This is a genomic window from Ornithinimicrobium pulveris, assembly GCF_050261105.1.
Taxonomy (GTDB): Bacteria; Actinomycetota; Actinomycetes; order Actinomycetales; family Dermatophilaceae; genus Ornithinicoccus.
The window spans coordinates 522,283-543,430 of sequence record NZ_CP189837.1 but is presented as its reverse complement, the minus strand read 5'-3'; the positions used below and the strand labels follow the sequence as shown (position 1 = coordinate 543,430).

Annotated in this window: 20 protein-coding genes; 6 read left to right on the top strand and 14 right to left on the bottom strand. The window is 71.5% G+C overall.

The features are described 5' to 3' along the window. The gene (locus ACQBAT_RS02485) at positions 1-582 is read right to left on the bottom strand and encodes an SMI1/KNR4 family protein (protein WP_420747202.1); all 582 of its coding nucleotides are present in this window, start codon (positions 580-582) and stop codon (positions 1-3) included. Positions 583-713: 131 nt separating this feature from the next. Between ACQBAT_RS02485 and ACQBAT_RS02480 the strand changes: the two genes are divergently transcribed. Beyond that, positions 714-1,130 (top strand): VOC family protein, encoded by a 417-nt coding sequence (locus ACQBAT_RS02480; protein WP_420747203.1) that lies wholly within the window; start codon positions 714-716, stop codon positions 1,128-1,130. An 89-nt stretch (positions 1,131-1,219) separates the two neighbouring features. Here the strand turns inward: ACQBAT_RS02480 and ACQBAT_RS02475 are convergent, their stop codons facing one another. Next, on the bottom strand, positions 1,220-2,371 hold the full coding sequence (locus ACQBAT_RS02475; RefSeq protein WP_420747204.1) for an AAA family ATPase: 1,152 nt from the start codon (positions 2,369-2,371) through the stop codon (positions 1,220-1,222). Between the two features lie 111 nt (positions 2,372-2,482). Between ACQBAT_RS02475 and ACQBAT_RS02470 the strand changes: the two genes are divergently transcribed. From ACQBAT_RS02470 to ACQBAT_RS02450, 5 genes are all read left to right on the top strand, one after another. Further along, positions 2,483-3,418: a 1,4-dihydroxy-2-naphthoyl-CoA synthase gene (locus ACQBAT_RS02470; RefSeq protein ID WP_420747302.1), complete on the top strand. Its 936-nt coding sequence runs from the start codon at positions 2,483-2,485 to the stop codon at positions 3,416-3,418. A gap of 124 nt (positions 3,419-3,542) precedes the next feature. After that, the gene (locus ACQBAT_RS02465; RefSeq protein ID WP_420747205.1) at positions 3,543-4,214 is read left to right on the top strand and encodes a hypothetical protein; all 672 of its coding nucleotides are present in this window, start codon (positions 3,543-3,545) and stop codon (positions 4,212-4,214) included. Next, on the top strand, positions 4,211-5,317 hold the full coding sequence (gene menE / locus ACQBAT_RS02460) for an o-succinylbenzoate--CoA ligase (protein ID WP_420747206.1): 1,107 nt from the start codon (positions 4,211-4,213) through the stop codon (positions 5,315-5,317). Before ACQBAT_RS02465 ends, menE begins: the two co-directional genes overlap by 4 nt. Before the next feature lie 78 nt (positions 5,318-5,395). Further along, on the top strand, positions 5,396-5,668 hold the full coding sequence (locus ACQBAT_RS02455; RefSeq protein ID WP_420747207.1) for a PLDc N-terminal domain-containing protein: 273 nt from the start codon (positions 5,396-5,398) through the stop codon (positions 5,666-5,668). Positions 5,669-5,701: 33 nt separating this feature from the next. Next, positions 5,702-6,583: a 1,4-dihydroxy-2-naphthoate polyprenyltransferase gene (locus tag ACQBAT_RS02450; protein WP_420747208.1), complete on the top strand. Its 882-nt coding sequence runs from the start codon at positions 5,702-5,704 to the stop codon at positions 6,581-6,583. A 406-nt stretch (positions 6,584-6,989) separates the two neighbouring features. Here ACQBAT_RS02450 and ACQBAT_RS02445 read toward each other — a convergent pair whose 3' ends face one another. The 12 genes from ACQBAT_RS02445 to ACQBAT_RS02390 form a co-directional block, all read right to left on the bottom strand. Next, positions 6,990-7,271 carry a DUF4229 domain-containing protein gene (locus ACQBAT_RS02445; RefSeq protein WP_420747209.1) on the bottom strand — a complete coding sequence of 94 codons (282 nt, stop codon included), beginning with the start codon at positions 7,269-7,271 and terminating at the stop codon, positions 6,990-6,992. Further along, positions 7,268-8,302, bottom strand: a complete 1,035-nt coding sequence (ccsB, locus tag ACQBAT_RS02440) for a c-type cytochrome biogenesis protein CcsB (protein ID WP_420747210.1) — start codon at positions 8,300-8,302, stop codon at positions 7,268-7,270. Before ccsB ends, ACQBAT_RS02445 begins: the two co-directional genes overlap by 4 nt. Next, complete coding sequence (gene resB, locus ACQBAT_RS02435; RefSeq protein ID WP_420747211.1) at positions 8,299-10,032, bottom strand: cytochrome c biogenesis protein ResB; 1,734 nt, start codon at positions 10,030-10,032, stop codon at positions 8,299-8,301. The genes ccsB and resB overlap by 4 nt, the downstream gene beginning before the upstream one ends. A gap of 5 nt (positions 10,033-10,037) precedes the next feature. Continuing rightward, on the bottom strand, positions 10,038-10,772 hold the full coding sequence (locus tag ACQBAT_RS02430; protein ID WP_420747212.1) for a cytochrome c biogenesis CcdA family protein: 735 nt from the start codon (positions 10,770-10,772) through the stop codon (positions 10,038-10,040). After that, complete coding sequence (locus ACQBAT_RS02425) at positions 10,769-11,422, bottom strand: TlpA family protein disulfide reductase (protein WP_420747213.1); 654 nt, start codon at positions 11,420-11,422, stop codon at positions 10,769-10,771. Before ACQBAT_RS02425 ends, ACQBAT_RS02430 begins: the two co-directional genes overlap by 4 nt. Further along, entirely contained in the window at positions 11,419-12,135 is a 717-nt protein-coding gene (locus ACQBAT_RS02420; RefSeq protein ID WP_420747214.1) for a histidine phosphatase family protein, read from the bottom strand. The genes ACQBAT_RS02425 and ACQBAT_RS02420 overlap by 4 nt, the downstream gene beginning before the upstream one ends. A 51-nt stretch (positions 12,136-12,186) precedes the next feature. Continuing rightward, complete coding sequence (locus ACQBAT_RS02415; protein WP_420747215.1) at positions 12,187-14,745, bottom strand: polynucleotide kinase-phosphatase; 2,559 nt, start codon at positions 14,743-14,745, stop codon at positions 12,187-12,189. Then, positions 14,742-16,274, bottom strand: a complete 1,533-nt coding sequence (locus tag ACQBAT_RS02410) for a 3' terminal RNA ribose 2'-O-methyltransferase Hen1 (protein ID WP_420747216.1) — start codon at positions 16,272-16,274, stop codon at positions 14,742-14,744. Before ACQBAT_RS02410 ends, ACQBAT_RS02415 begins: the two co-directional genes overlap by 4 nt. A gap of 281 nt (positions 16,275-16,555) precedes the next feature. Further along, on the bottom strand, positions 16,556-17,854 hold the full coding sequence (gene hemL / locus ACQBAT_RS02405; RefSeq protein WP_420747217.1) for a glutamate-1-semialdehyde 2,1-aminomutase: 1,299 nt from the start codon (positions 17,852-17,854) through the stop codon (positions 16,556-16,558). A gap of 97 nt (positions 17,855-17,951) precedes the next feature. Then, entirely contained in the window at positions 17,952-18,452 is a 501-nt protein-coding gene (locus ACQBAT_RS02400; RefSeq protein WP_420747218.1) for a MarR family winged helix-turn-helix transcriptional regulator, read from the bottom strand. Next, positions 18,449-19,444, bottom strand: a complete 996-nt coding sequence (gene hemB / locus ACQBAT_RS02395) for a porphobilinogen synthase (protein WP_420747219.1) — start codon at positions 19,442-19,444, stop codon at positions 18,449-18,451. The genes ACQBAT_RS02400 and hemB overlap by 4 nt, the downstream gene beginning before the upstream one ends. A 32-nt stretch (positions 19,445-19,476) precedes the next feature. Then, positions 19,477-21,147 (bottom strand): uroporphyrinogen-III synthase, encoded by a 1,671-nt coding sequence (locus ACQBAT_RS02390; RefSeq protein ID WP_420747220.1) that lies wholly within the window; start codon positions 21,145-21,147, stop codon positions 19,477-19,479. Between the last annotated feature and the right edge of the window lies 1 nt (position 21,148).

The window sequence follows — 21,148 nt, the reverse complement described above, 5'->3', positions numbered from 1 at the left end:
CTACCCCCGCTCCCAGTCACCGCCCGTCCAGGTGAGGGCGCCGCTCTCCAGCTGCTCGGCCAGGTCGCGCAGATAGGCGAGGACGGAGTCGTGCTTCGGGCCGGAGGGGCCGACCTCGTGATCCATGTCGAGGACCTGCCCGACCTGGCCCTGCGGCCCGGGGTCGGTGTCGACCACGGCCCCGTTGCCCGCGCCGTCCGCGTCCAGCGGGATCCACCCGCGCCGCCACCATCCCTGGCCGACAGCGCCGGATCCCCCGCCCGCGTCGTGCTCGGCCGACGCGTCGAAGGTGCCGTCCGCCAGCAACTCGTTCCAGACGTCCGCCTCCGATCTGATGCCCCGGGTGCCGAGCAGGCTGCCGGTCGGCCAGGAGTCGTAGCAGCCGTCGTGGCGCGCGAGGCTCGCGCGCAGGTCCTCGGGCATCTTCACCCCGAGGTGCTCCTCCACCTCCGCGATCGCCTCGGGCGATGCGCCCGGCTGGAGATCATCGGCCAGCCCGGCGGCCTCGAAAGCCGCTTCGATCCGGTCCCACACCGCGTCCACATCGCTGCCGGCCTGCGCCGGGCGCGTCGAGTCGTCCATGGTCGAACTCTCCCACCGCGCAGGGGTTCGTGTCTGCCGCGCGTCGCCAGTGGTGCGCATCGAGGACGGGATCGGTCCGCGGCGTCGTCCAGGGGGATGCGGGCCGGCGGTGACCGCGCAAGGATCGGGACATGGCACTGAAGTGGTACACGATCGTGGTCGACTGCCGGGACCCCCAGGCCCAGGCACGCTGGTGGGCGGAGGCGCTGGACTGGGCGGTCGTCTACGACACCCCCGACGAGGCCGTCGCCGTGCCCCGGTATGCCGCAACCGAGGAGGACCAGCCCGTCACCGACCTCGACACCTGGCTCAGGCGCGGGCAGGGCCTCGTGTTCGTGCCTGTTCCGGAGGGCAAGGAGGTCAAGAACCGCCTGCACATCGACCTCGCGCCGCACACCTCTCAGGACCGGGACGCCGAGATCGAGCGTCTCGTCGACCTGGGCGCGACGAGGGTCAACGTGGGGCAGGACGAGGCCGACGTCACCTGGACCGTCCTGGCCGATCCCGAGGGCAATGAGTTCTGCGTGCTGTCCAGCCGGGATCGCTGAGCGGCGCACACTCCGTCCCACGACAGGCCCGAGGTGCACCGGCTCATGCGCGCCCGGGTACGGCTGAGCCGGTGTCGGTCGGCGTGGCCTCAGTCCCCCGTCACCTCCCGCACGAAGTCCGCGAATCCGGGCAGCGTGAAGTCCAGCGTGCCGTGTCCGACCGCGGCGATCACGCCCTTGTCGATCAGGCTGCCGCGCGTGCGGCTGATCGAGCTGGTCGACACCCCGAGCGCGGCCGCGATGGTGGCACGGGGCACCGGCGAGGTCCGGGCTGCGGCCATCGCGCCCAGGAAGGCACGCTCGGCCTCGGTCGCGGCGTCCCACCGCCCCTGGAAGAGGATGCGCATCCGATCCTGCGCTACCTCCCACCCCTTGGCGGCGTGGGCGGCGGTGATCGTGGCGCCATGGGCAGGGCGCGCGACGTCCCAGGTCGCGGCACCGATCAGCTGCAGCAGGTAGGGATAGCCGCGGGCCTGCTCCTCCACCGCCCGCACCGCTCCCGCCGCCCAGCGCACCCCCACCTCGGCGGCCGGTTGACGTAGGGCCCGTGCCGCGGCGCCGGCGTCCAGGGACGGGAGGGTGACGAAGCCCCAGCGCTCGGCGAAGGTCGCGGCCGAGACGAGGTGACCCGGAGTTGAGGGCAGGCCAGCACCCAGGACGACGAGCGGGTTGACGTCGCGCTCACCGGTCAGGTCCTGCAGCGCGTTGAGCAGGATCCCGGTCTCATCCAGCGCCGGTGCGTGCAACTCGTCCAGGCAGAGCAGCAGCCCTGCCCCGCCGCGGGCACGGACCGCCCGGGCCGCGGACCGCAGCACCTGCTCGGTTGCCAGCACCCGACCCTGAGGCGCAGGGTCGGGCTCGCGCCGCTTCCACTCCCCGGTCGCCTTCACCCCGACCCCGACCTCCACCCGCAGCGACTCCCAGCGCGGGATCGCCGATCGGGTCGAGATCTCGACCTGCTCCAAGGCCTGCTCGACCGCGGAGCACACCTCCGCCAGGACGGGCTGGCCCTTGACGCACGGGACCCAGGCCACGGCATACCCCATCGGGCGGGCGAGGTCCTCGGCCGCGCGGAGCAGCGAGGTCTTGCCCAGGCCGCGTGGTGCGACGAAGACCGTCGGCGCCCCGGCGGGCTCGCCGTCGGCAACCCGCTCCAGGACGAGCTCGAGGCGCGCCAACTGGTCGTCCCGGCCCGCGAGGAATCGCGGGATGTCGCCCGGCGCGTACGGATTGGGCTCCACGCGAGTCCCTTCGATCGATCCGGATAGGTCTGGATAGGTATCCAAACCTATCCACCGCTCTCCATTAGTGTGGACGCCGTGACCGACAGACCTGCCCCGCCGCACGAGCAGATGCACGTTGACACCCCCTTCGACCCCAGCCAATGGCAGGAGGTGCCGGGCTTCGAAGGCCTGACCGACCTGACCTACCACCGGCACGTCGAGCTGGGGTGCGTGCGGATCGCCTTCGACCGCCCCGAGGTGCGCAATGCCTTCCGGCCGCACACGGTCGATGAGCTCTACCGGACCCTGGACCACGCCCGGATGACCCCCGATGTCGGCGTCGTGCTCCTCACCGGCAACGGGCCCTCCCCCAAAGACGGCGGGTGGGCGTTCTGCTCCGGCGGCGACCAGCGGATCCGGGGACGCAGCGGTTATCAGTACGCCATGTCTACCGACGAGGACGCCGACCCCACCAGTTCCGGCGTCGACGAGGCGCGGGTCAAGGCCGAGGGCGGTCGGCTGCACATCCTCGAGGTGCAGCGACTCATCCGCACCATGCCCAAGGTGGTGATCGCGGTGGTCAGCGGCTGGGCCGCCGGCGGCGGGCACTCGCTGCACGTGGTCTGCGACCTGACCATCGCCTCGCGCGAGCACGCCCGCTTCAAGCAGACCGACGCCGACGTGGGCTCCTTCGACGCTGGCTACGGCTCGGCCTACCTGGCCAAGCAGGTGGGCCAGAAGTTCGCCCGCGAGATCTTCTTCCTCGGCCGTGCCTACGACGCCGAGACGATGCACCGGATGGGCGCGGTCAACATCGTCGCCGACCACGCCGAGCTGGAGACGGAGTCGATCCAGGTCGCCCGCGAGATCCTCGGCAAGTCGCCGACCGCCCAGCGGATGCTGAAGTTCGCCTTCAACCTCACCGACGACGGCCTCGTCGGGCAGCAGGTCTTCGCCGGTGAGGCGACCCGGCTGGCCTACATGACCGACGAGGCGGTGGAGGGCAAGGAGGCTTTCCTGGAGAAGCGGGCGCCGGACTGGTCGCCCTTCCCCTGGTACTTCTGAGCGCGCCGAGCACCCACCACCCCACCGCGAGCCGACCCCCAGCCCGCTGAGACGGTCCCATCGGTCCCGCCGTGCCACACTGGATGCCTACTTCTGTGACACGACACGTACCCGAGGAGCAGCCATGATGCGACGAGCACTCGTCACCGCCCTCGCCGTGCCGGCACTCTTCCTGGGGGCCTGCGACACCGGCGGCGACAGCACCGAGCCCACCCCGACCACCGAGGCGGACTCCCCCACCGAGACCACCCCGGTCGAGGACGGCACCGAGACCGGCACTGCGGACGACGCCGAGACGACAGACGACGCCGCGGCCGACAGCACGCAGGATTCGGCCGCCGAGACCGAGGTCGACGACGCGGCGACCACCGACACCGCCGCCAGCACCGCGGACGTCCCCGGGGGCGAGGAGGGCCAGGCCGCTGCCGATGTAGCCCGCGCCTTCTTCATGGCCACGATCGAGGCCGACGAGGCCGCCTGCGACTACCTCATCTCCTTCAGCGACGTCGACCGGCCGATGAAGGACGTCGACTCCGACATGGAGTTGTGCCAGGAGGTGCTGCCCGCCGCGATGGAGGCGCAGGCCGAGGCCCAGGAACTGGGTGCTGAGGAGCGCGCCGTGCTCGAGGCGATGCGTATCAACGGCGCCCAGGTCGAGGGCGACACCGCGATCGTGGACCGGACCAACCTGTCCGAGCTCTTCCGCGAGGCGCTCGGCGACGAGGTCATCACGCTGCGCAAGATCGAGGGCGACTGGTACGTCGACCTCGACAAGTCCTTCCAGCCCGCGGAGTGACCGAGCACCCGGCCGGCGCGGGCGAAGACCTCGCCCTGCTGCGCCGGGTGTTGCTCGAGGGCTCGTCCGAGTCCGTTGTCGTGGCGACGAGCGGGTCGTCCGGCACGCCCAAGCGCGTCCGTCTCTCCGGCGCCGCCCTGCGCGCCTCGGGTGAGGCGACGGCTGCCCGGCTTGCGGGGCACGGCCGCTGGGTGTTGGCGCTCCCCACCGAGCACGTCGCCGGCCTCCAGGTGCTGGCCCGCTCGATCCTGGCCGGCACCGACCCGGTCCGCGTCAACCCCGTCCCCGGTATGCCGTTCACCGCCTCCGCCTTCACCCGCGCCTGCGCGCACCTCGGCTCGGGTGACGCTGCGCGCGCTGCCCTGCGCTTGACGTCCTTGGTGCCGACCCAGCTGCACCGGGTGCTGGCCGACCCGGACGCGACCCGAGCTGCTGCCCGGCTCGACGCGATCCTGCTCGGCGGCGCCGCAGCGCAGGCCGATCTGTTGATGCGGGCGTCCGAGGCGGGGCTGAACGTCGTCACGACCTACGGGATGAGCGAGACCTGCGGAGGCTGCGTCTACGACGGGCTCCCCCTGGATGGCGTCCGGGTCGACCTCGAGGCGGACGGTCGGATTCTGCTCGGGGGCGACGTGCTTGCCGATGGCTACGTCGACCTCCCAGAGCTGAGCGCCGAGAAGTTCACCCTCGACGAACAGGGGCGTCGCTGGTTCCGCACCGACGACCGCGGCCGGCTCGATGGGGACGGACGACTCACCGTGCTCGGCCGCCTGGACGATGTGATCATCACCGGCGGTCACAAGGTGGAACCCTCGGATGTCGAGACGGCGCTGCGGGCGCTCCCGGAGATCCAGGACGCGCTGGTCCTCGGGATCGAGGACGCCGAATGGGGCCAGGTCGTCGGCGCCCTGCTGGTGGCAGCGCGGGAATCCAACCCCACCCTCGACCACCTTCGTGCCGCGCTCGCCCACACCTTGCCCCCGCACGCGGCGCCGCGGCGGATCGTCTGGTGCGACGCCATACCGGGCGTGGGGTTGGGCAAACCGGGTCGCACGCGGGCCCGGGCGATGCTGGCTGAGGCGAGCGGGTCGACTCAGTCCTGACCTGTCGGCGCCGGGTGGCAGAATGGACCCTCACGGAGACACCAGCCACACCCGAGACAGACCACGGCAGGAGGTGCCATGGGCAAGGTGATCGGCGCCATTGCGCTGCTCGCGTTCTCGATCTACTGCGTGGTCGACGCGGTCCAGACCGACGATGACCAGATCCGTGGGCTGCCCAAGCCGTTGTGGCTGGTGATGATCCTGCTCTTCCCGCTCGTCGGCGGCGCGGCCTGGCTGATCGCCGGTCGGCCGGTGAGCATCCTGGAGACGCTGCTCGGCCCCCGCCAGCCGCGTGTCGAGCGCGGCCCCATGGGGCCCGACGACGATCCTGACTTCCTCAAGGGTCTGTGACCCCGGGTCGATTAACGAAGGAACACCCGCACGATGGCCTCCCTCGCCCAGTGGATCGAGGGCGCGCGACCCCGCACGCTCCCGGCCGCCCTCGCCCCCGTCATGGTCGGCACCGCCTCTGCGCACGCTCTCGGGCGCGCCGATCTGGGGCTGGCGCTGCTCGCGCTCGTCGTGGCGCTCGGTTTCCAGGTGGGGGTGAACTACGCCAACGACTACTCCGACGGCATCCGCGGGACCGATGAGGACCGGGTGGGGCCGGTGCGCCTCGTCGGCCAGCGGTTGGCCGACCCGGCCAATGTGAAGACCGCGGCCTTCGCGTGCTTCTTCTTCGCCTGCGTGGCGGGGCTGGCGCTGGTCGCGCTGTCGAACTCCTGGTGGCTGCTGCTCGTCGGCGCGGTCGCCGTCTGGGCGGCGTGGAACTACACCGGCGGCTCCAAGCCCTATGGCTATCGGGGGCTGGGCGAGGTGATGGTCTTCGTCTTCTTCGGGCTGTTCGCCGTGCTGGGGACGACGTGGACCCAGGCGGGCGCGATCGACCTGGCAACGATCGGCGGAGCGATCGGCTGCGGTCTGCTGGCGTGCGCAATCCTGGTGACCAACAACCTGCGCGACCTCGAGGGCGATCGTGCCGTGGACAAGCGGACGTTGGCCGTGCGGCTCGGGTTCACCAAGACCCGTCAGCTCTACACCGCGATGGTGGTGGGCGCCTTCGTGATGGTGCTGCTCGCAGCCGTGGCGCACTGGACCGCGCTGCTCGGTCTGCTCGCCGCGCCGCTCGCGATCAAGCCGCTGCGCATCGTACGAGGCCAGACCTACGGTCGTGACCTGCTCCCCGCCCTCGCCCAGACCGGCGCCCTCCAACTCGCCTATGCCGTAGCCCTCACCCTCGGCCTCGCCCTCGCCCCCCTCGCCTGACCCCCTCCCCGACCGAACGCGCACCAGGTCGCCATTTCCCTCAACCGGACGCGCAAAATGTCGCCGATTCGGGCCACCGAACGCGCGCCAGGTCGCCAGAATCACTCACCGAACGCGCGCAAGGTCGCCGCTTCGGGCCACCGAACGCGCGCGACGCCCCCTGAATCACGCGCTCAACGCGCCACTCCTCCTGGCAGCGACCACGGCCACCCGAACACGAGGTCCGGTATGTCGCTTCCCAGGTCGTCGCAACCAACGCGCCGCGCGTTCGGTGAGGCTCTGTGCCGACACAGCGGACGTTCGGTGGTGCTCGGTGGCGACACAGCGGACGTTCGGTGGGGCTCTCGCGGGACACCCCGCGCGTTCGGTGGCCGGGGGGGTCGGGGTCGGGAGGGGCGGAGGCGGATCAGGTGCGGCCGTGGCCGTCGGCCTCGGCGTCCTCTTCCTCCTCGAGGGTGCGCCCCTCGTCTACGGCCGCGCGCCGTCGGGCGATCCGGTCCTCGACCTTGCGCTCCAGACCGGCGGCCAAGCGCTCGCGGTCCGGTGCGAGCAGGAAGTAGGAGGCCACCATGGACAGCAGGGCGGCCGCCACGGCAGCCCAGATCATCGGCACCCGCAGCAGGGTCAGCACCGCGAAGAAGCCGGCGAAGACCATCAGCCGCATGATGGTGTAGCGAACGGCGATCACGTGCTCACCCCCGAGTAGGAGTGCAGGCCGGTCATCAGCAGGTTGACGACCGTGTAGTTGATGATGATGCAGACGATGCCCGCGATCGCCACCCACGTCGCCTTGCGCGTCGTCCAGCCGGAGGTCGCCCGGGCGTGCAGGTACGCCGCATAGACCACCCAGATCACAAAGCTCCAGGTCTCCTTGGGGTCCCAGCCCCAATAGCGACCCCACGCCTGCTCGGCCCAGATCGCGCCCGAGATCACCGCGAAGGTCCACATCGGGAAGGCGAAGATGTGCACGCCGTAGGTCAGCTGCTCCAACTTGGTCGCCGCCGGCAGCGAGGCCAGCCAGCCCTTGACCCGCCCCTTGCGCTCGGCGCTGTCCCGCAGCAGATAGGCGACCGCCAACGCCGCCCCGATCACGAAGAGCGCGATCGACAGGATGGCGATGGAGACGTGGATGATCAGCCAGATGTTGTCCAGGGCCGGCATCAGCTGCGAGGCCTCGGTGTACCACCAGATCTTGGCCGCGCCAAGGATGAGCAGCGAAGGCAGGACCACGAAGGCGCCCAGCCACAGCCGCGGCTGACGCACCGACCAGACCGAGTAGACCAGCAGCGCCAGGCACGCGGTGCCCAGCGCAAACTCGTACATATTGCCCAGCGGCGCACGGGACACCGAGAGCGCGCGCAGCACGGTCCCGGCGATGACCAGCAGCGTCGCCAGCCAGGTCAGCTGCAGCCCGATCACGCCGAACCGGCGGGCCCGCTCCGGCGCCGCCGGACCCTTGGGCACGACGGCACCGTCATCCGCACCGGCGCGTCCCACCGACGCCCCACCGCGACCAGCGGCGTCCACACCGGCCGCGCCCTCGCCGACAGCTCCAGCACCCACCAGCTCGCGCTCCCGCGCCACCCGGTCGGCCTTGCGCTCACTGGCCGCACCCGCGATCGACAGGTAGGCCACGAAGGCCAGCATCGCGAGCGCGAGCACCACGATGGAGCCCCAGATCGCGTAGTCCGAGGCAATCGCCTGGCTGGTGTTGGTCATCGGTCTTCGTCCTTCATCTCGTCTCCGACATCGTCGGGGCGCACCTCACGGCCGCCCGTCGCGGTCACGATCCGTCCCATGATCTGGTCGACCAGGTCCTCCAGGCCAGGATCGGTGCCCTTGGGCAGTCCGGCGATGCCGATCCCAGTATGCCGCTCGCCCGGCTCCACGCGGACGAACACCCGACGCCGTCGCACCCCGAGCATCAGCACCAGCCCGAGCAGCGCCACCCCGGAGAACGCCAGGGCGGGCAGGCGACCGGGGTCGTGCCGCACGAGCAGCCCGGCCCAGCGGATCACGTTCTCCATCTCGATCGAGCCCTTGCCCTCCGGCAGCTCGAGCGTCTCGCCGGGGCGGATGAGCAGCCGCACCGGCTCGCCGTTCTCCTGCATCAGCTGGTCCATGTCGTCGGTCTCGATCGAGAAGACCGACTGGGCCCGACCGTCGGGGAAGAGGTTGCCCTCGAAGGCGGTCAGCACCAGCGCCGGGTCGGCGAGCCCGGGGAAGGCCGAGGTCGGGCCGATCTCCTCATCGAAGGTCAGGGTCGGCAGGAAGCCTCCGACAAATCCCAGGTTGGGCTGGGTGCCGGTCACCTTGATCACGCCGGAGGAGGAGTAGACGTTGTCCTGCGGCAGGAAGGTCACCGCGTCCTGGAAGACGACAGTGTCCTCACCATCGCGCACCGTCACCACCGGGGCGTAGCCGTTGCCGAGCAGGAAGAGCGAGGTCCCCGACACGTGCAGCGGATGGTTCACCGCGAACTCGTATCCGCGGGCCGGCTCATCGCCTTCCTGCACCGTCGCCACGCCCTCGAACTTCCGCGGCTGGCCGAACTGCGCCCCCTCGGCCTGCGACTCGAACTGCACGTCCAGCCGGTCCAGCCGCACCGAGAACTGCGGGATATCGGCCTCGTCGACCAGCGGTCCGAGGGTCAGGGTGTCGAACGCGCCCGCCCCGGTCGTGAACGTCTCGCCCTCCTTGACGATGATCTCGCCGCGCCACCCGAACAGGTGCCCGACCGCGACCGAGATGATCACGCCGAGGATCGCCAGGTGGAAGAGCAGGTTGCCGGTCTCCTTCAGGTATCCCTTCTCCGCCGACACCACGAACTGCTCCCCGGCGCCCTCACCCTCCGCAGCGCGCCGGATCCGAAAACGCCGCTCACCGAGCGCGACCCGGGCGGCGGCGCTCACCTCCGAGGGTGTCGCGTGGAGTCCCGTATGCCGGTACACCGGCAGGCGGTCCAGTCGCCGTGGGGCGCGGGGCGGCTGGGCTCTCATCGCAGCGATGTGCTGGCGGGCGCGCGGGATGATGCAGCCGATCAGGCTGATCATCAGCAACAGGTAGATCGAGGCGAACCACGGCGAGGCGTAGACGTCGAACATCCCGAGCCGGTCCAGCCAGGGGGCGGTGTCAGGGTTGTCCTCGATCCAGCGCCGGGTCCGAGCGGCATCGACCGGCCGCTGCGGGAAGATCGAGCCGGGGATCGCGGCCAGGGCCAGGAGCAGGAGCAGGAAGAGCGCGGTGCGCATGCTGGTCAGCTGACGCCAGAACCAGCGCACCCAACCGATGACACCCAGCCGCGGGCCGCCGATGGCGGCCCGGTTCTTGGGATAGGACGCCTCGATCCGCGAGGCGTCCTCGGCCTGGGTGTCGGTGTGGCCCTTCGTCGGGCTGTCGGTCTGGCCCTTCGTCGGGCTGTCGGTCTGGTTGTCCGTCTGCTTGCTCATCTGCGTTAGATCACCGTCTCGAATCCACTCACCAGCCGGGACTGCACCCAGGCCATCAGTTCACCCCACACACCGGTCACCATCAGCAGCCCAATCACCACCAGCAGCGACCCGCCCACGCGCTGGATCACCAGGTAGTGACCCCGCACCCACCGGGAGGCGCGGGTCACCCAGCCGAGCCCGGCGGCGATGAGGAGGAAGGGCAGGCCCAGACCGAGGCTGTAGGCCGCGCCGAGCACGAGCGCCCGCCCCATCTGGTCGTTGCCAGGCAGGATCGAGGTGCCCAGGGTCTGGATCGCGACCAGGGCCGGACCGGTGCAGGCCGAGAAGCCGAGCCCGAAGGCCATCCCGAGCAGCGGAGCACCAGCCAGACCGGCGGCCGGACGCCAGCGCACCTGCCAGGCGGCAGACGGCTGCAGCACCATCACCAGGCCGAGCGCGATGACCACGGCACCGGCGATCCGCAGCAGCAGCCCCTGGTTCTGGGTCAGCGCCATCCCCACCCCGGAGATCACCACGCTCAGCGCCAGGAAGACCACGGTGAACCCGAGCACGAACAACCCCGCCCCGAGCATCAGCCGACGACGCGAGGTCGACCCCTCGGACGTCATACCTCCGACATAACCCAAAAAGCCCGGGACGAGGGGCAGCACGCAGGGTGAGGCGAAGCTGACCAGGCCGGCCAGCGCGGCGACGGCGACGGCGACCAGCAGCGGACCGGACAGGACGAGTTCGTTCACCCGGTGGCCCCGGCCGCGTCCTCGGCGAGGACGTCCTCGATCAGCCCCCGCAGCGTGGCGGCGTCGACCGGCCCCGAGACCCGCGCCGCGACGAGGCCCTCAGGGTCGACCACGATCGTGGATGGGGTCGCGATCCCCAGCCCGCCGAGCTGTGCGCGCGTGCGCCCGCCATCGTCGGCGAGCGACTCGTACGGCATCCCGTAGGTGTCGGCGAAGGACTTCGCGTTGGGGACCGAGTCCCGCACGTTGACCCCGATGAAGCGGACCGGCTCCCCCGCGTCGGCGTAGGCGCTGGACACCTCCACCAGGTCCGGCGTCTCCTCCACGCAGGGCCCGCACCACGAGCCCCAGACGTTGACGACCAGGACCTCCCCCGTGTGGTCGGCGGCGTCCCACGGCTCGTCGGTCAGGGTGGTCCCGGCGAGCGTGATCTCGATGTCGCGCTGCTCGGGATCGAGCTGCTCGATGGTGCCGTCCCCGGCGACATAGCCCTTCTGGTCCCCCTCGCGCATCTGCGCGTTGATGCTGGTGCCGTCGTCGGAGCAGCCGGCCAGCACGAGGGTCGAGGCCGCCAGGGCGGCCAACCACGGGAGGCCTCGCCGCGCGCAGCCTCGCGCCGTCGTCGACGCACGCACACCGACCCGCGTCACGAACCGATCACCTCAGCGCTGGTCCCCGTCACGTCCAACGCACCGGCGAGCAGGTGCCCCGCCGGCTCGGCGTAGTCCACGCGCACCGCGTGGATCCCGTGGAAGAGGACGCTGGTCACCGAGGCGAGCGAGCACTCCCGCCGACGGGGGTGGTGCCACAGACGCTGGCCCGCCAGCGATCGCCGCAGCATCCAGATCGGCAGCTGGTGGCTGACCATCACGGCCTCATGCCCCTCGGCCGCCTGCCGGGCGTCCTCGAGCGCGTCGCCCATGCGATCGGCGATCGCCCGATAGGCCTCGCCCCAAGACGGCCGGAAGGGGTTGGTGTAGGCGCGCCAGTGCTCAGGCCGCCACAGCGCACCTTCGCCCTGGCCGACCTGCAGGCCCTCGAAGTGGTTGCCGGACTCGATCAACTGCTCGTCGGCCTCGACGGACAGTCCGTGCGCCGCCGCGATCGGTGCCGCCGTCTGCTGCGCCCGCTCCAGCGGCGAGGCCACGACATAGGTCACATTCCGGTCGGCCAGGTGGTCGGCGGCGGCCTGCGCCATCTGCTGCCCACGCTCGGAGAGCGGATAGCCCGGCAGCCGACCGTAGAGCACCCCGTCAGGGTTGTGCACCTCGCCGTGCCGGACGACGTGCACCACCGTCACCGGGGTCCCGTCGTGCAGGGTGCGGGCAGCGCGCGGCTCGGCGTCGCGGGCGGGCTGGGACATGCGCCGGATCATCCCACGACAACCTGAGCGCACCCTGGTAACCGGGGTGGCTCACAGCCGTGGGTCGACCGGCTCGGACTCCAGCGCCAGGATCGCAAAGACCGCCTCGTGCACGCGCCACAACGGCTCACCGGCGACCCACCGCTCCAGCGCCTCCAGGCCGAGTGCGTACTCGCGTACGGCGAGCGCCCGCTTGCGCCCCAGCCCACGATCGCGCAGCCGGTCCAGGTGCTCGGGTCGGGTGTAGTCCGGCCCGTAGATGATCCGCAGGTACTCCCGCCCCCGCACCTTCAGCCCGGCCTGGACGAGCTTGCCCTGCGGTCGCGCGAGCGGCTCGGCCGGCTTGACCACCATGCCCTCGCCGCCGGCCGCGGTCAGGTCCTCCCACCAGGCCACGCCCTCGGCCCTGGAGCTCTCGGCGGTGGTGTCGACGACCAGTCGCCGGGTGGTGCGGAAGAGCTCGGGGTCGGCGGCGACCAGCCGGTCGGCGACCTCGAGGTGCCAGGTGTGCTCCCGACCGGCCAGGACCCGGTCGCCCGCGGCCAACACCTGGAAGGGCGCGAGCTGCACACCCTCGAGCCCCGAGGTCGGCCAGACGTAGCGCTGCCAGGCCTGGTCGTAGGCCTGCGCGTCCGCCCACCTCTCCCGCGTCCGTCCCTGTATGTCGTGCACGTCCAGTCCGCGGGTCTGCGCCTGCTCCAGCATCTGCAACGTCGCGGGCAGCGCCAGCCGCGCGGCGGCACCGACGGCGGCGTACTGCTCCCGCAGGAGCGGCTCGGCCTTGGCCGACCACGGCAGCAGTTCGGCGTCGAGGAGCAGCCGGTCGACCTCCCCCACGCCGTCGGGCAGGTCAGCGGCAGCGATCGCCCGGCGGACGCGCTCGAGCAATTCGGTCGTCAGATCCGGCCCGAAGAACGAGCGGCCGGTGCGCGTGTAGACGGCGCCGTCAACCCCGTTTCGACCCTGACCGGCCCCATCCTCAGCAGCGACGGACCCGGCCAGATGCACGACCGCCCGGGAGCCCATGTGCTTCTCCTCGCACACCACCCGCTCCACGCCCCAGCGCGCGTACTGCTCGAAGGCCTCCTGCGGATGCTCCAGATAGCCCTCTCGCCGCGAGGCCGCGACCGGCGCCATCGTCGGCGGCAGGTAGGGCAGCAGCCGCGGGTGCAGCGCGAAGCGGCTCATCACCTCCAGCGCACCCGCCGCGTTCTCGGCGCTGACGTCGACCACGCCCAGCTCCTGCGTCTGCACCCGACGTCGGCCGGTGACATCCTCCAGCCGCAACTCGCCCTCGGCCCGCTGAGGGCCTTCCGCCCCCGCGACCGGGAACGGCTTGACCGGCTCGTAGTGCACGCCGTGCGCGTTCACCTGCACCGTTTCCCGCTCCGGCCACCGCAAGGCCGACAGCCGACCGCCGAAGGCACACCCGGTGTCCAGGCACAGGGTGTTGTTGATCCACTCCAGCGTCGGCGTCGGCGTGTGCCCATAGACCACCGCCGCCCGACCCCGGTAGTCCTCCGCCCACGGGTAGCGCACCGGCAGCCCGTACTCGTCGGTCTCCCCCGTCGTGTCTCCATAGAGCGCGAACGAGCGCACCCGCCCCGACGCCCGGCCGTGATAGGCCTCCTTCAGCCCGGCATGCGCCACCACCAGGTCACCACCGTCCAGCATCAGGTGCGACACCAACCCGTAGCACCAGGCCCGCACCTCCTGGCGGAACTCCTCGGACTCCTGCGCCAACTCGGCCAAGGTCGTCTCCAGACCATGGCTGACCTTGACGTTGGCGCCGTCGAGCGCCCGCACCAACTTGGCCTCGTGGTTGCCCGGCACCGCCAGCGCGTGCCCGGCCGCGTGCATCCCCATCGCCAGCCGCAGCACGCCGACCGAGTTCGGCCCGCGATCGACGAGGTCGCCGACGAAAACCACGATCCGACCCTCCGGATGCACCGCGTCGACGGGACGGCCCTGATCGTCGTGGGTCACGGCATACCCAAGGGCAGTGAGCAGCTCGACCAGCTCGTCGAGGCACCCGTGGGCGTCGCCGATGATGTCGAACGGCCCGGTGCGATCGCGGAAGTCCGTGAGCAGCGGCTCGCGGACGATGACCGCGGAGTCGATGTCGGCCACGTCCGTGAGCACGTGCACGCCGCGGAAGCCTTCCCGGTGCAACCCGCGCACGGACGTGCCGAGCTGCTTGTGCTGGCGGCGCACCGGCCCCTCGCCGAAGTCGCGGTCGGGGCGGGTCCGGTTGCGCTCGAGCGAGACCTCCAGGCCCGGGTCGAGCACAATCGCCACGGGCAGCACGTCGTGATCACGGGCGACCTTGACCAGTTCCGCGCGCGCCGGACGGGAGACGTTGGTCGCATCGATCACCGTGAGCAGCCCGCGCCGCAGACGCACCCCGGCCAGGTGGTGCAGCAGCGCGAAGGCGTCGGCGCTGGCCGACTGGTCGTTCTCGTCATTGCTCACCAGACCGCGGCAGTAGTCCGAGCTGATCGTCTCGAACGGCCCAAACGCCCGGGCGGCAAAGGTCGACTTGCCCGCCCCGGACGCGCCGATCAGCACGACGAGCGACAGCTCAGGTACCCGGATCTCGCGCGGGCTCATCGGGCCTGCCCACCCTGGTCACGCCGGGTGAACAGCGCCAGCTGCGTCGACGGCCCCACCTCGGGATCGTCCTCGCCGACCGGCCGCACCTCGACCGTGTAGCCGTGCCGCGCACCCACGTCCTGCGCCCAGCTCGCCAATTCCTGCCGCGTCCACTCGAAGCGGTGGTCGGGGTGGCGAAACTGCCCCTGGGGTATGCCGTAGCGCACGTTGTGCTCGGCGTTCGGCGTGGTCAGCACGACGGCTCGGGGCCGGGCGTGGCCGAAGACGTTGGTCACCAACGCCTCGACGCGGTCCGGCTCCAGGTGCTCGACCACCTCGACCAGCAGGATCGCGTCGTAGCCGGCGAGCGCGTCGTCGCGATAGGTCACCGAGGACTGGCGCAGGGTGAGTTTGGCGCGCTGGGTGTCCGGAAGGCGGTCCTCGGTCAGCCCCAGGCGGCGCTCGGCCCGCGCCAGCTCGGCGGCGCTGACGTCGATCCCGACCACCTCGGTGATAGTCGGATCCCGGATCAGCTCGCCCAGGTAGAAGCCCTCGCCGCAACCCAGGTCCACCACCCGCTGGGCGCCCACCTCGCGCAGCGCGGTCAGGACCGCCGCCAGTCGCGCTCGCTTGTGCGGGACCGGGGGCGCGTCAGCGACGGCCGTGGTGATGCTTGTGGTGTCGTTGGCGGTGATCTCGGTGGCGACTGTGCTGTCGGTGGCGGTCTCGACGGAGGTGGTCTCGGCGCTCTCAGCGACCACGGGACCCCCGCCAGGCAGCGCCGCCTCGTCCAGCTCGGCCAACCGGCTGAGCGCATCCTCCACATAGTCGCGCTGCACCCCGACATAGCGGCGCGTGATGAACTCCCGCTCCGGGTGCCCGGCCAGCCAGCCCTCACCGCGGCGCATCAACTTGTCCACCTCGTCCGGGCCGACCCAATAGTGCTTGGCGTCATCCAGGACCGGCAGCAGCACGTAGAGGTGCGAGAGCGCGTCCGCGAGCCGCACCTCCGCGGTCAGCTCGACGTCGACATAGGGCGCGGGGCCCCACTCGATCCCCTCCAGCCCTTCGGCCAGATCGGTGGTCGACCCGGCCACCGACCAGCCGAGCGGCGCGAAGAGGGCGGTGAGCAACGCCATACCGGAGCGGCCATCCCGGCCCGCGCGGGCGGGGAGGGCGGGGATCCGGACCGTGAGCGGCAGCCGCTGGTCCACCAGCTCGGGGCGGGCCTCGCAGCGGCCGTTGAGCGCGGTGCCGAAGACCTGCCCGATCGCGACCGCGAGCAGCGAGGAGGCGGCATAGGTGCGGTCGTTGACGTACTGGCCGAGGGCGAAACCCGCGACCCCGGCGCCCTTGCGCCGCGCGAGCGCGACCGGATCGACCTCCAGCACCAGCGCGACCGTGCAGCGCTCGTCCTCGACCTCGGGGTAGAGCACCGTCGCCGTCGCGCCCGAGACGGTGAACGTCTGGACCCGGTCAGGGTGCTTGTACAGCAGGAAGCCCAGATCGGGCGCCTGCGGCGCGGTCGACGTCAGGGTGAGCAGCACCTCGCCATCCTGTCATCCGCGCAGTTCCGCGCACAGCGGTTAACCGACCTGTGACCCGATGTGTCCCGACCGGGGACCCGATTTGTCCCGACCGGGGACCCCGTTTGTCCCGACCGGGGACCCCATTTGTCCCGACCGGGGACCCCATTTGTCGCGACCGGGCAACATATCCCGCGCCACGCCCGGGAAAGAGCGGCTCGGTCGTGGCCGGGCGCGACTGAGCCGGTGCTGGTGGGCGTGTCGGCGGGACGGATGATCGCGGGGCGCGGCTGGTCGGACGCTCAGGCGATCTCGGCCGCGCTCTCGCGCACCGCGTCCACCACGATCTGCACGGCCTCGTCGTCGTGGGCCGCCGAGACGAACCAGGACTCGAAGCAGCTCGGCGGCAGGTGCACCCCGCGCCGCAGCATCGCGTGGAAGAAGCGGCCGAAGCGCTCGCTGTCCTGGTCGCGCGCGTCGTCGTAGTCGCGCACCTCGCCCTCGCGGAAGAAGACCGAGAACATCGAGCCGGCCCACTGGATCCGATGAGGTATGCCGTGACTCGAGAACGCCTCGGTCGTCGCCTCCGCGATGGTCGAGGAGACCTCGGCCAGCCGGTCGTAGACCTCCGGGGTGCAGCGCTGCAGGGTGGCGAGGCCGGCGGCGGAGGCGACCGGGTTCCCGGAGAGCGTGCCCGCCTGGTAGACGGGGCCTTCGGGTGCGAGCAGGGCCATGACATCGGCCCGGCCGCCGAAGGCCGCTGCGGGAAACCCGCCGCCCATCACCTTGCCGAAGGTGAACAGGTCGGGGGCGCCGCCCTGCGGCATACCCTCCAGGCCGTACCAACCGGCCGGGGAGCAGCGGAAGCCGGTCATCACCTCGTCGCTGATGAGCAGTGCCCCGTGCTCGCTGGTGACCCGGCGCAGCGCGTCGGTGAAACCTGGCGCGGGCGGGACGACCCCCATGTTGCCCGGGGCCGCCTCGGTGATGAGCGCGGCGATCTCGGTGCCGCGCTCGGCAAAGGTGGCCTCCAGAGCCTCGATGTCGTTGTAGGGCAGCACGATCGTCTCGCCGGCGGCCGAGGCCGGGACACCCGGGCTGTCCGGCAGACCGAACGTCGCCACGCCGGAGCCGGCGGAGGCGAGCAGGGCGTCGACGTGGCCGTGATAGCAGCCGGCGAACTTCACCACGACCGAGCGACCGGTGAACCCACGGGCCAGGCGTATCGCGCTCATCGTGGCCTCGGTGCCCGAGCTGACCAGGCGCACCTGCTCGACCGGCTCGACCCGGCGCACGATCTCCTCGGCGAGCAGCACCTCACGCTCGGTGGGGGTGCCGAAGGAGAAGCCCGCCGCGGCGGCCTCGGTGACCGCCTCGAGCACCTCGGGGTCGGCATGGCCCAGGATCATCGGTCCCCAGGAGCAGACGAGGTCGACATAGCGCTGACCGTCGGCGTCCCACATCCAGGGGCCCTGACCTCGGGTCATGAAGCGGGGGGTGCCGCCGACCGAGCGGAAGGCCCGGACCGGGGAGTTCACGCCGCCGGGGATGACCGTGCGGGCACGGTCCAGGAGCGCGGCGGAGGCAGGTGCGTCAGTCATGGGATCCAGCCTGTCACGCGCTGCTGAAAGGTCCTCACCAGGGAGGCGGGGTGGTCTCGCTGCTCGGCTCGGTCCGGCCCCTCACAGCCCCTCGTTCTCAGACGGCGTCGCTAGCCTGGTCGTCGCTGGCCCGGGTGGCGCGCACGACGCGGCGCATCATGTCGCCATAGGCCACGAGTTCCTCGCCGGAGATGTGGTCCAGCAGCGCCGCCCGCACGCTCTCGACGTGCACCGGGGCCAGTTGCTCGACCATCTCCCGACCCTCGGGCGTCAGGGCGAGGACGACGCCGCGGCCGTCCCGGACCGAGGGCATCCGCTGCACCCAGCCCCGCTTTTCCAACCGGGTCGCGGTGTGGCTGACTCGGCTGCGGGACTGGACGATGAGGTCGGCGACGGCAGCCATCCGCATCCGCGCGCCGGGTGCCTCGGAGACCATGGACAGCAGCTCGTACTCGCCCAAGCTGACGTCGAAGGGGTCCAGCGCCTCATTCATCACCACGCGCAGCAGGTGGTTGGCCCGCAGGATGGAGCGCCAGGCGTGCTGCTCCTCCTCGTCCAGCCACCGGGGCTCGGTGATCTCGGGAGTGGGGCGGGTCATGGGGCACCTCCCAGGAGACGGGCCGCGTGGGCGGCGTAATAGGTCAGCACGATCTGGGCACCAGCGCGCCGGATCGAGGTCAGCGTCTCCAGGACCATCCGGTCACGGTCCAGCCAGCCCTGGGCCGCTGCTGCCTCAATCATCGCGTATTCGCCGCTCACCTGATAGGCCGCCACCGGGACATCGACCGCCGCGGCGACATCGGCCAGCACATCCAGATAGGGCAGGGCTGGCTTGACCATCACCAGGTCCGCGCCCTCCGCCAGGTCCAGGCGCAGCTCGCGCAGGCTCTCGGTCCGGTTGGCGGGATCCTGCTGGTAGGTCCGACGGTCCCCCTGCAGCGAGGAGCCGACGGCCTCCCGGAAGGGGCCGTAGGCGGCCGAGGCGTACTTGGCGGTGTAGGCGAGCACAGCGATGTCCGTGAACCCCTCGCCGTCCAGGGCCTCGCGAATCACCCGCACCTGACCATCCATCATCCCGCTCGGCCCCACCACGTGGGCACCTGCGCGGGCCTGCGCGAGGGCCATCTGCGCATACACCTCGAGCGTGGCGTCGTTGTCGACGACCGAGCGACCAGAGGCGTCCTGACCCAGCACCCCGCAGTGGCCGTGGTCGGTGAACTCATCCAGGCACAGATCGCTCATCAGCACGGTCTCGTCGCCGAGCTCGTCCCGCAGGCGGGTGAGGGCGGCATTGAGGATGCCGTCGGGCCGAAGCCCGACCGAGCCTGTCGCGTCCTTGTCCTCCTCGCGCGGCACCCCGAAGACCATGATCCCGCCGACGCCGAGATCGACGGCCTCGCGAGCTGCCCGAACCAGGCTGTCCATCGTGTGCTGGACCACGCCCGGCATGGAGGAGATCGGGTGCGGCTCGCTGATCCCATCCCGCACGAAGACGGGCAGGACGAGGTCGGCCGCGTCGAGCCGGGTCTGAGCGACCAGCCGGCGCAGGGCGGGGGTGGCGCGCAGGCGCCGGGGTCGCTCGATGCTCACGGGCCGGGACCGCTCCTGGCTGACGGGCCCGCTCACCGCTTGCTGCGGCTGCGGCGGGTCTGCGCGCGACGCTGGCTGGGGCGCAGCACCGGCTCGCCCTCGGCCCGCGCCTGGGCGACCAGCACCCGGGCGTGGTGGGCCAGCGCGTCGACCAGGGCCTCGGCGTTGGGCTCGGCGGCGATGACGTCCACCCGCAGCCCGTGCTCCTCAGCCGTCTTGGCGGTCGCCGGGCCGATGCAGGCCACCACCGTCGACGGGCTGGGCTTGCCAGCGATACCGACCAGGTTGCGCACCGTGGAGGAGCTGGTGAAGCAGACCGCGTCGAAGGCACCACCCTTGATCGACTCGCGCACCGGGGCGGGCGGCGGGGAGGCCCGCACGGTCCGGTAGGCGGTGACGTCGTCGACCTGCCAGCCGATCTCCTGCAGGCCCGCGACCAGCGTCTCGGTGGCGATGTCGGCGCGCGGCAGGAAGACCCGGTCGATCGGGTCGAGCACGTCGTCATAGGGCGGCCAGGCCTCGAGCAGACCGCGGGCCGACTGCTCGCCGTCCGGGACGAGGTCGGGCTCCAGGCCCCATTCGCGCAGCGCCTCGGCGGTGACGCCGCCGACGGCCGCGATCTTCAGGCCGGCGAAGGCGCGGGCGTCCAGCCCGAGGGCCTCGAACTTCTCCCGGACCGCCTTGACAGCGTTGACCGAGGTGAAGCCGATCCACTCATAGCGTCCGGTGACCAGGCCCTTGACCGCGCGGTCCATCTGCTGCGGGGTGCGGGGCGGCTCGACGCTGATGGTCGGCACCACCGAGGAGGTGGCGCCGTAGGAGGCGATCCGCTCGGTCATCGGGCCGGCCTGGTCCTTGGTGCGCGGCACCAGGATCGACCAGCCGAAGAGCGGCTTGGTCTCATACCAGGACAGCTCGGCGCGCAGCTCGACCTGCGGCCCGACCACGGCGACCGAGGCCTCCGGGCAGTCCGAGCGACCCGTCTCCATGGCGATGATCGCGTCGGCCAGGGTCAGCACGGTGGTGTGCTGGGTGACCGTGGTGCCGTGCTCGGTGAGCGCGACCGGGCTGGTCTCCGGTCGGCCGGCGTCGACGAGGCCGCGCAGCGCGGCCAGCAACGACTTGCCCTCACCGAGGACGACGAGGGTGATGTCCTCGCGGGTGTGCAGCGACCACTCGACCGAGGGGTCGCCGGCGGTGATCATGTGCAGTTCGCCGCTGGCTTCGTGGGTGGTCAGCGGGACCCCGGCGTAGGCGGGGACCGACCAGGCGGTGCTCACGCCGGGCACGATCTCGAAAGTCACGCCGGACTCGCGACAGGCCAGCGCCTCGGCGGCCAGGCCGCTGAAGGCGGAGGGGTCGCCGTCCATCATCCGGACCACGAGGTGGCTGGGGTCGGCGAACTTGCATGCGGTGCGCACGAGCAGCTTGGCCCGGGCCGTCTCGCTCAGCGCCCGGCCACCCTCCACCTGCGGCGCGGCGAGCACGAACTCCACGTCCTCGCGGCACCAGGGCGCCAGCTGCTCGGAGCGGTGGATGGTGTCGAGCAGGATGACGTCGGCGGCGGCGAGATAGTCGCGCGCCCGGACGGTGAGCAGGCCCGGATCGCCCGGGCCGGCGCCGACGAACGCGACCCTCGCGGCGTCGGCCTGCTCAGGCAGGTGGGCGGGGGTGACGGGGGCGGCGTCAGTGCTCAGGCTCATG

What these genes read in the sequence shown, in the direction of transcription:
- ACQBAT_RS02485 (WP_420747202.1), bottom strand. Translation starts at nt 582, where the DNA reads ATGGACGACTCGACGCGCCCGGCGCAGGCCGGCAGCGATGTGGACGCG.
- ACQBAT_RS02480 (WP_420747203.1), top strand. Translation starts at nt 714, where the DNA reads ATGGCACTGAAGTGGTACACGATCGTGGTCGACTGCCGGGACCCCCAG.
- ACQBAT_RS02470 (WP_420747302.1), top strand. Translation starts at nt 2,483, where the DNA reads ATGCACGTTGACACCCCCTTCGACCCCAGCCAATGGCAGGAGGTGCCG.
- ACQBAT_RS02465 (WP_420747205.1), top strand. Translation starts at nt 3,543, where the DNA reads ATGATGCGACGAGCACTCGTCACCGCCCTCGCCGTGCCGGCACTCTTC.
- ACQBAT_RS02455 (WP_420747207.1), top strand. Translation starts at nt 5,396, where the DNA reads ATGGGCAAGGTGATCGGCGCCATTGCGCTGCTCGCGTTCTCGATCTAC.
- ACQBAT_RS02450 (WP_420747208.1), top strand. Translation starts at nt 5,702, where the DNA reads ATGGCCTCCCTCGCCCAGTGGATCGAGGGCGCGCGACCCCGCACGCTC.
- ccsB (WP_420747210.1), bottom strand. Translation starts at nt 8,302, where the DNA reads ATGACCAACACCAGCCAGGCGATTGCCTCGGACTACGCGATCTGGGGC.
- resB (WP_420747211.1), bottom strand. Translation starts at nt 10,032, where the DNA reads ATGAGCAAGCAGACGGACAACCAGACCGACAGCCCGACGAAGGGCCAG.
- ACQBAT_RS02420 (WP_420747214.1), bottom strand. Translation starts at nt 12,135, where the DNA reads ATGTCCCAGCCCGCCCGCGACGCCGAGCCGCGCGCTGCCCGCACCCTG.
- ACQBAT_RS02415 (WP_420747215.1), bottom strand. Translation starts at nt 14,745, where the DNA reads ATGAGCCCGCGCGAGATCCGGGTACCTGAGCTGTCGCTCGTCGTGCTG.
- hemL (WP_420747217.1), bottom strand. Translation starts at nt 17,854, where the DNA reads ATGACTGACGCACCTGCCTCCGCCGCGCTCCTGGACCGTGCCCGCACG.
- ACQBAT_RS02400 (WP_420747218.1), bottom strand. Translation starts at nt 18,452, where the DNA reads ATGACCCGCCCCACTCCCGAGATCACCGAGCCCCGGTGGCTGGACGAG.
- ACQBAT_RS02390 (WP_420747220.1), bottom strand. Translation starts at nt 21,147, where the DNA reads ATGAGCCTGAGCACTGACGCCGCCCCCGTCACCCCCGCCCACCTGCCT.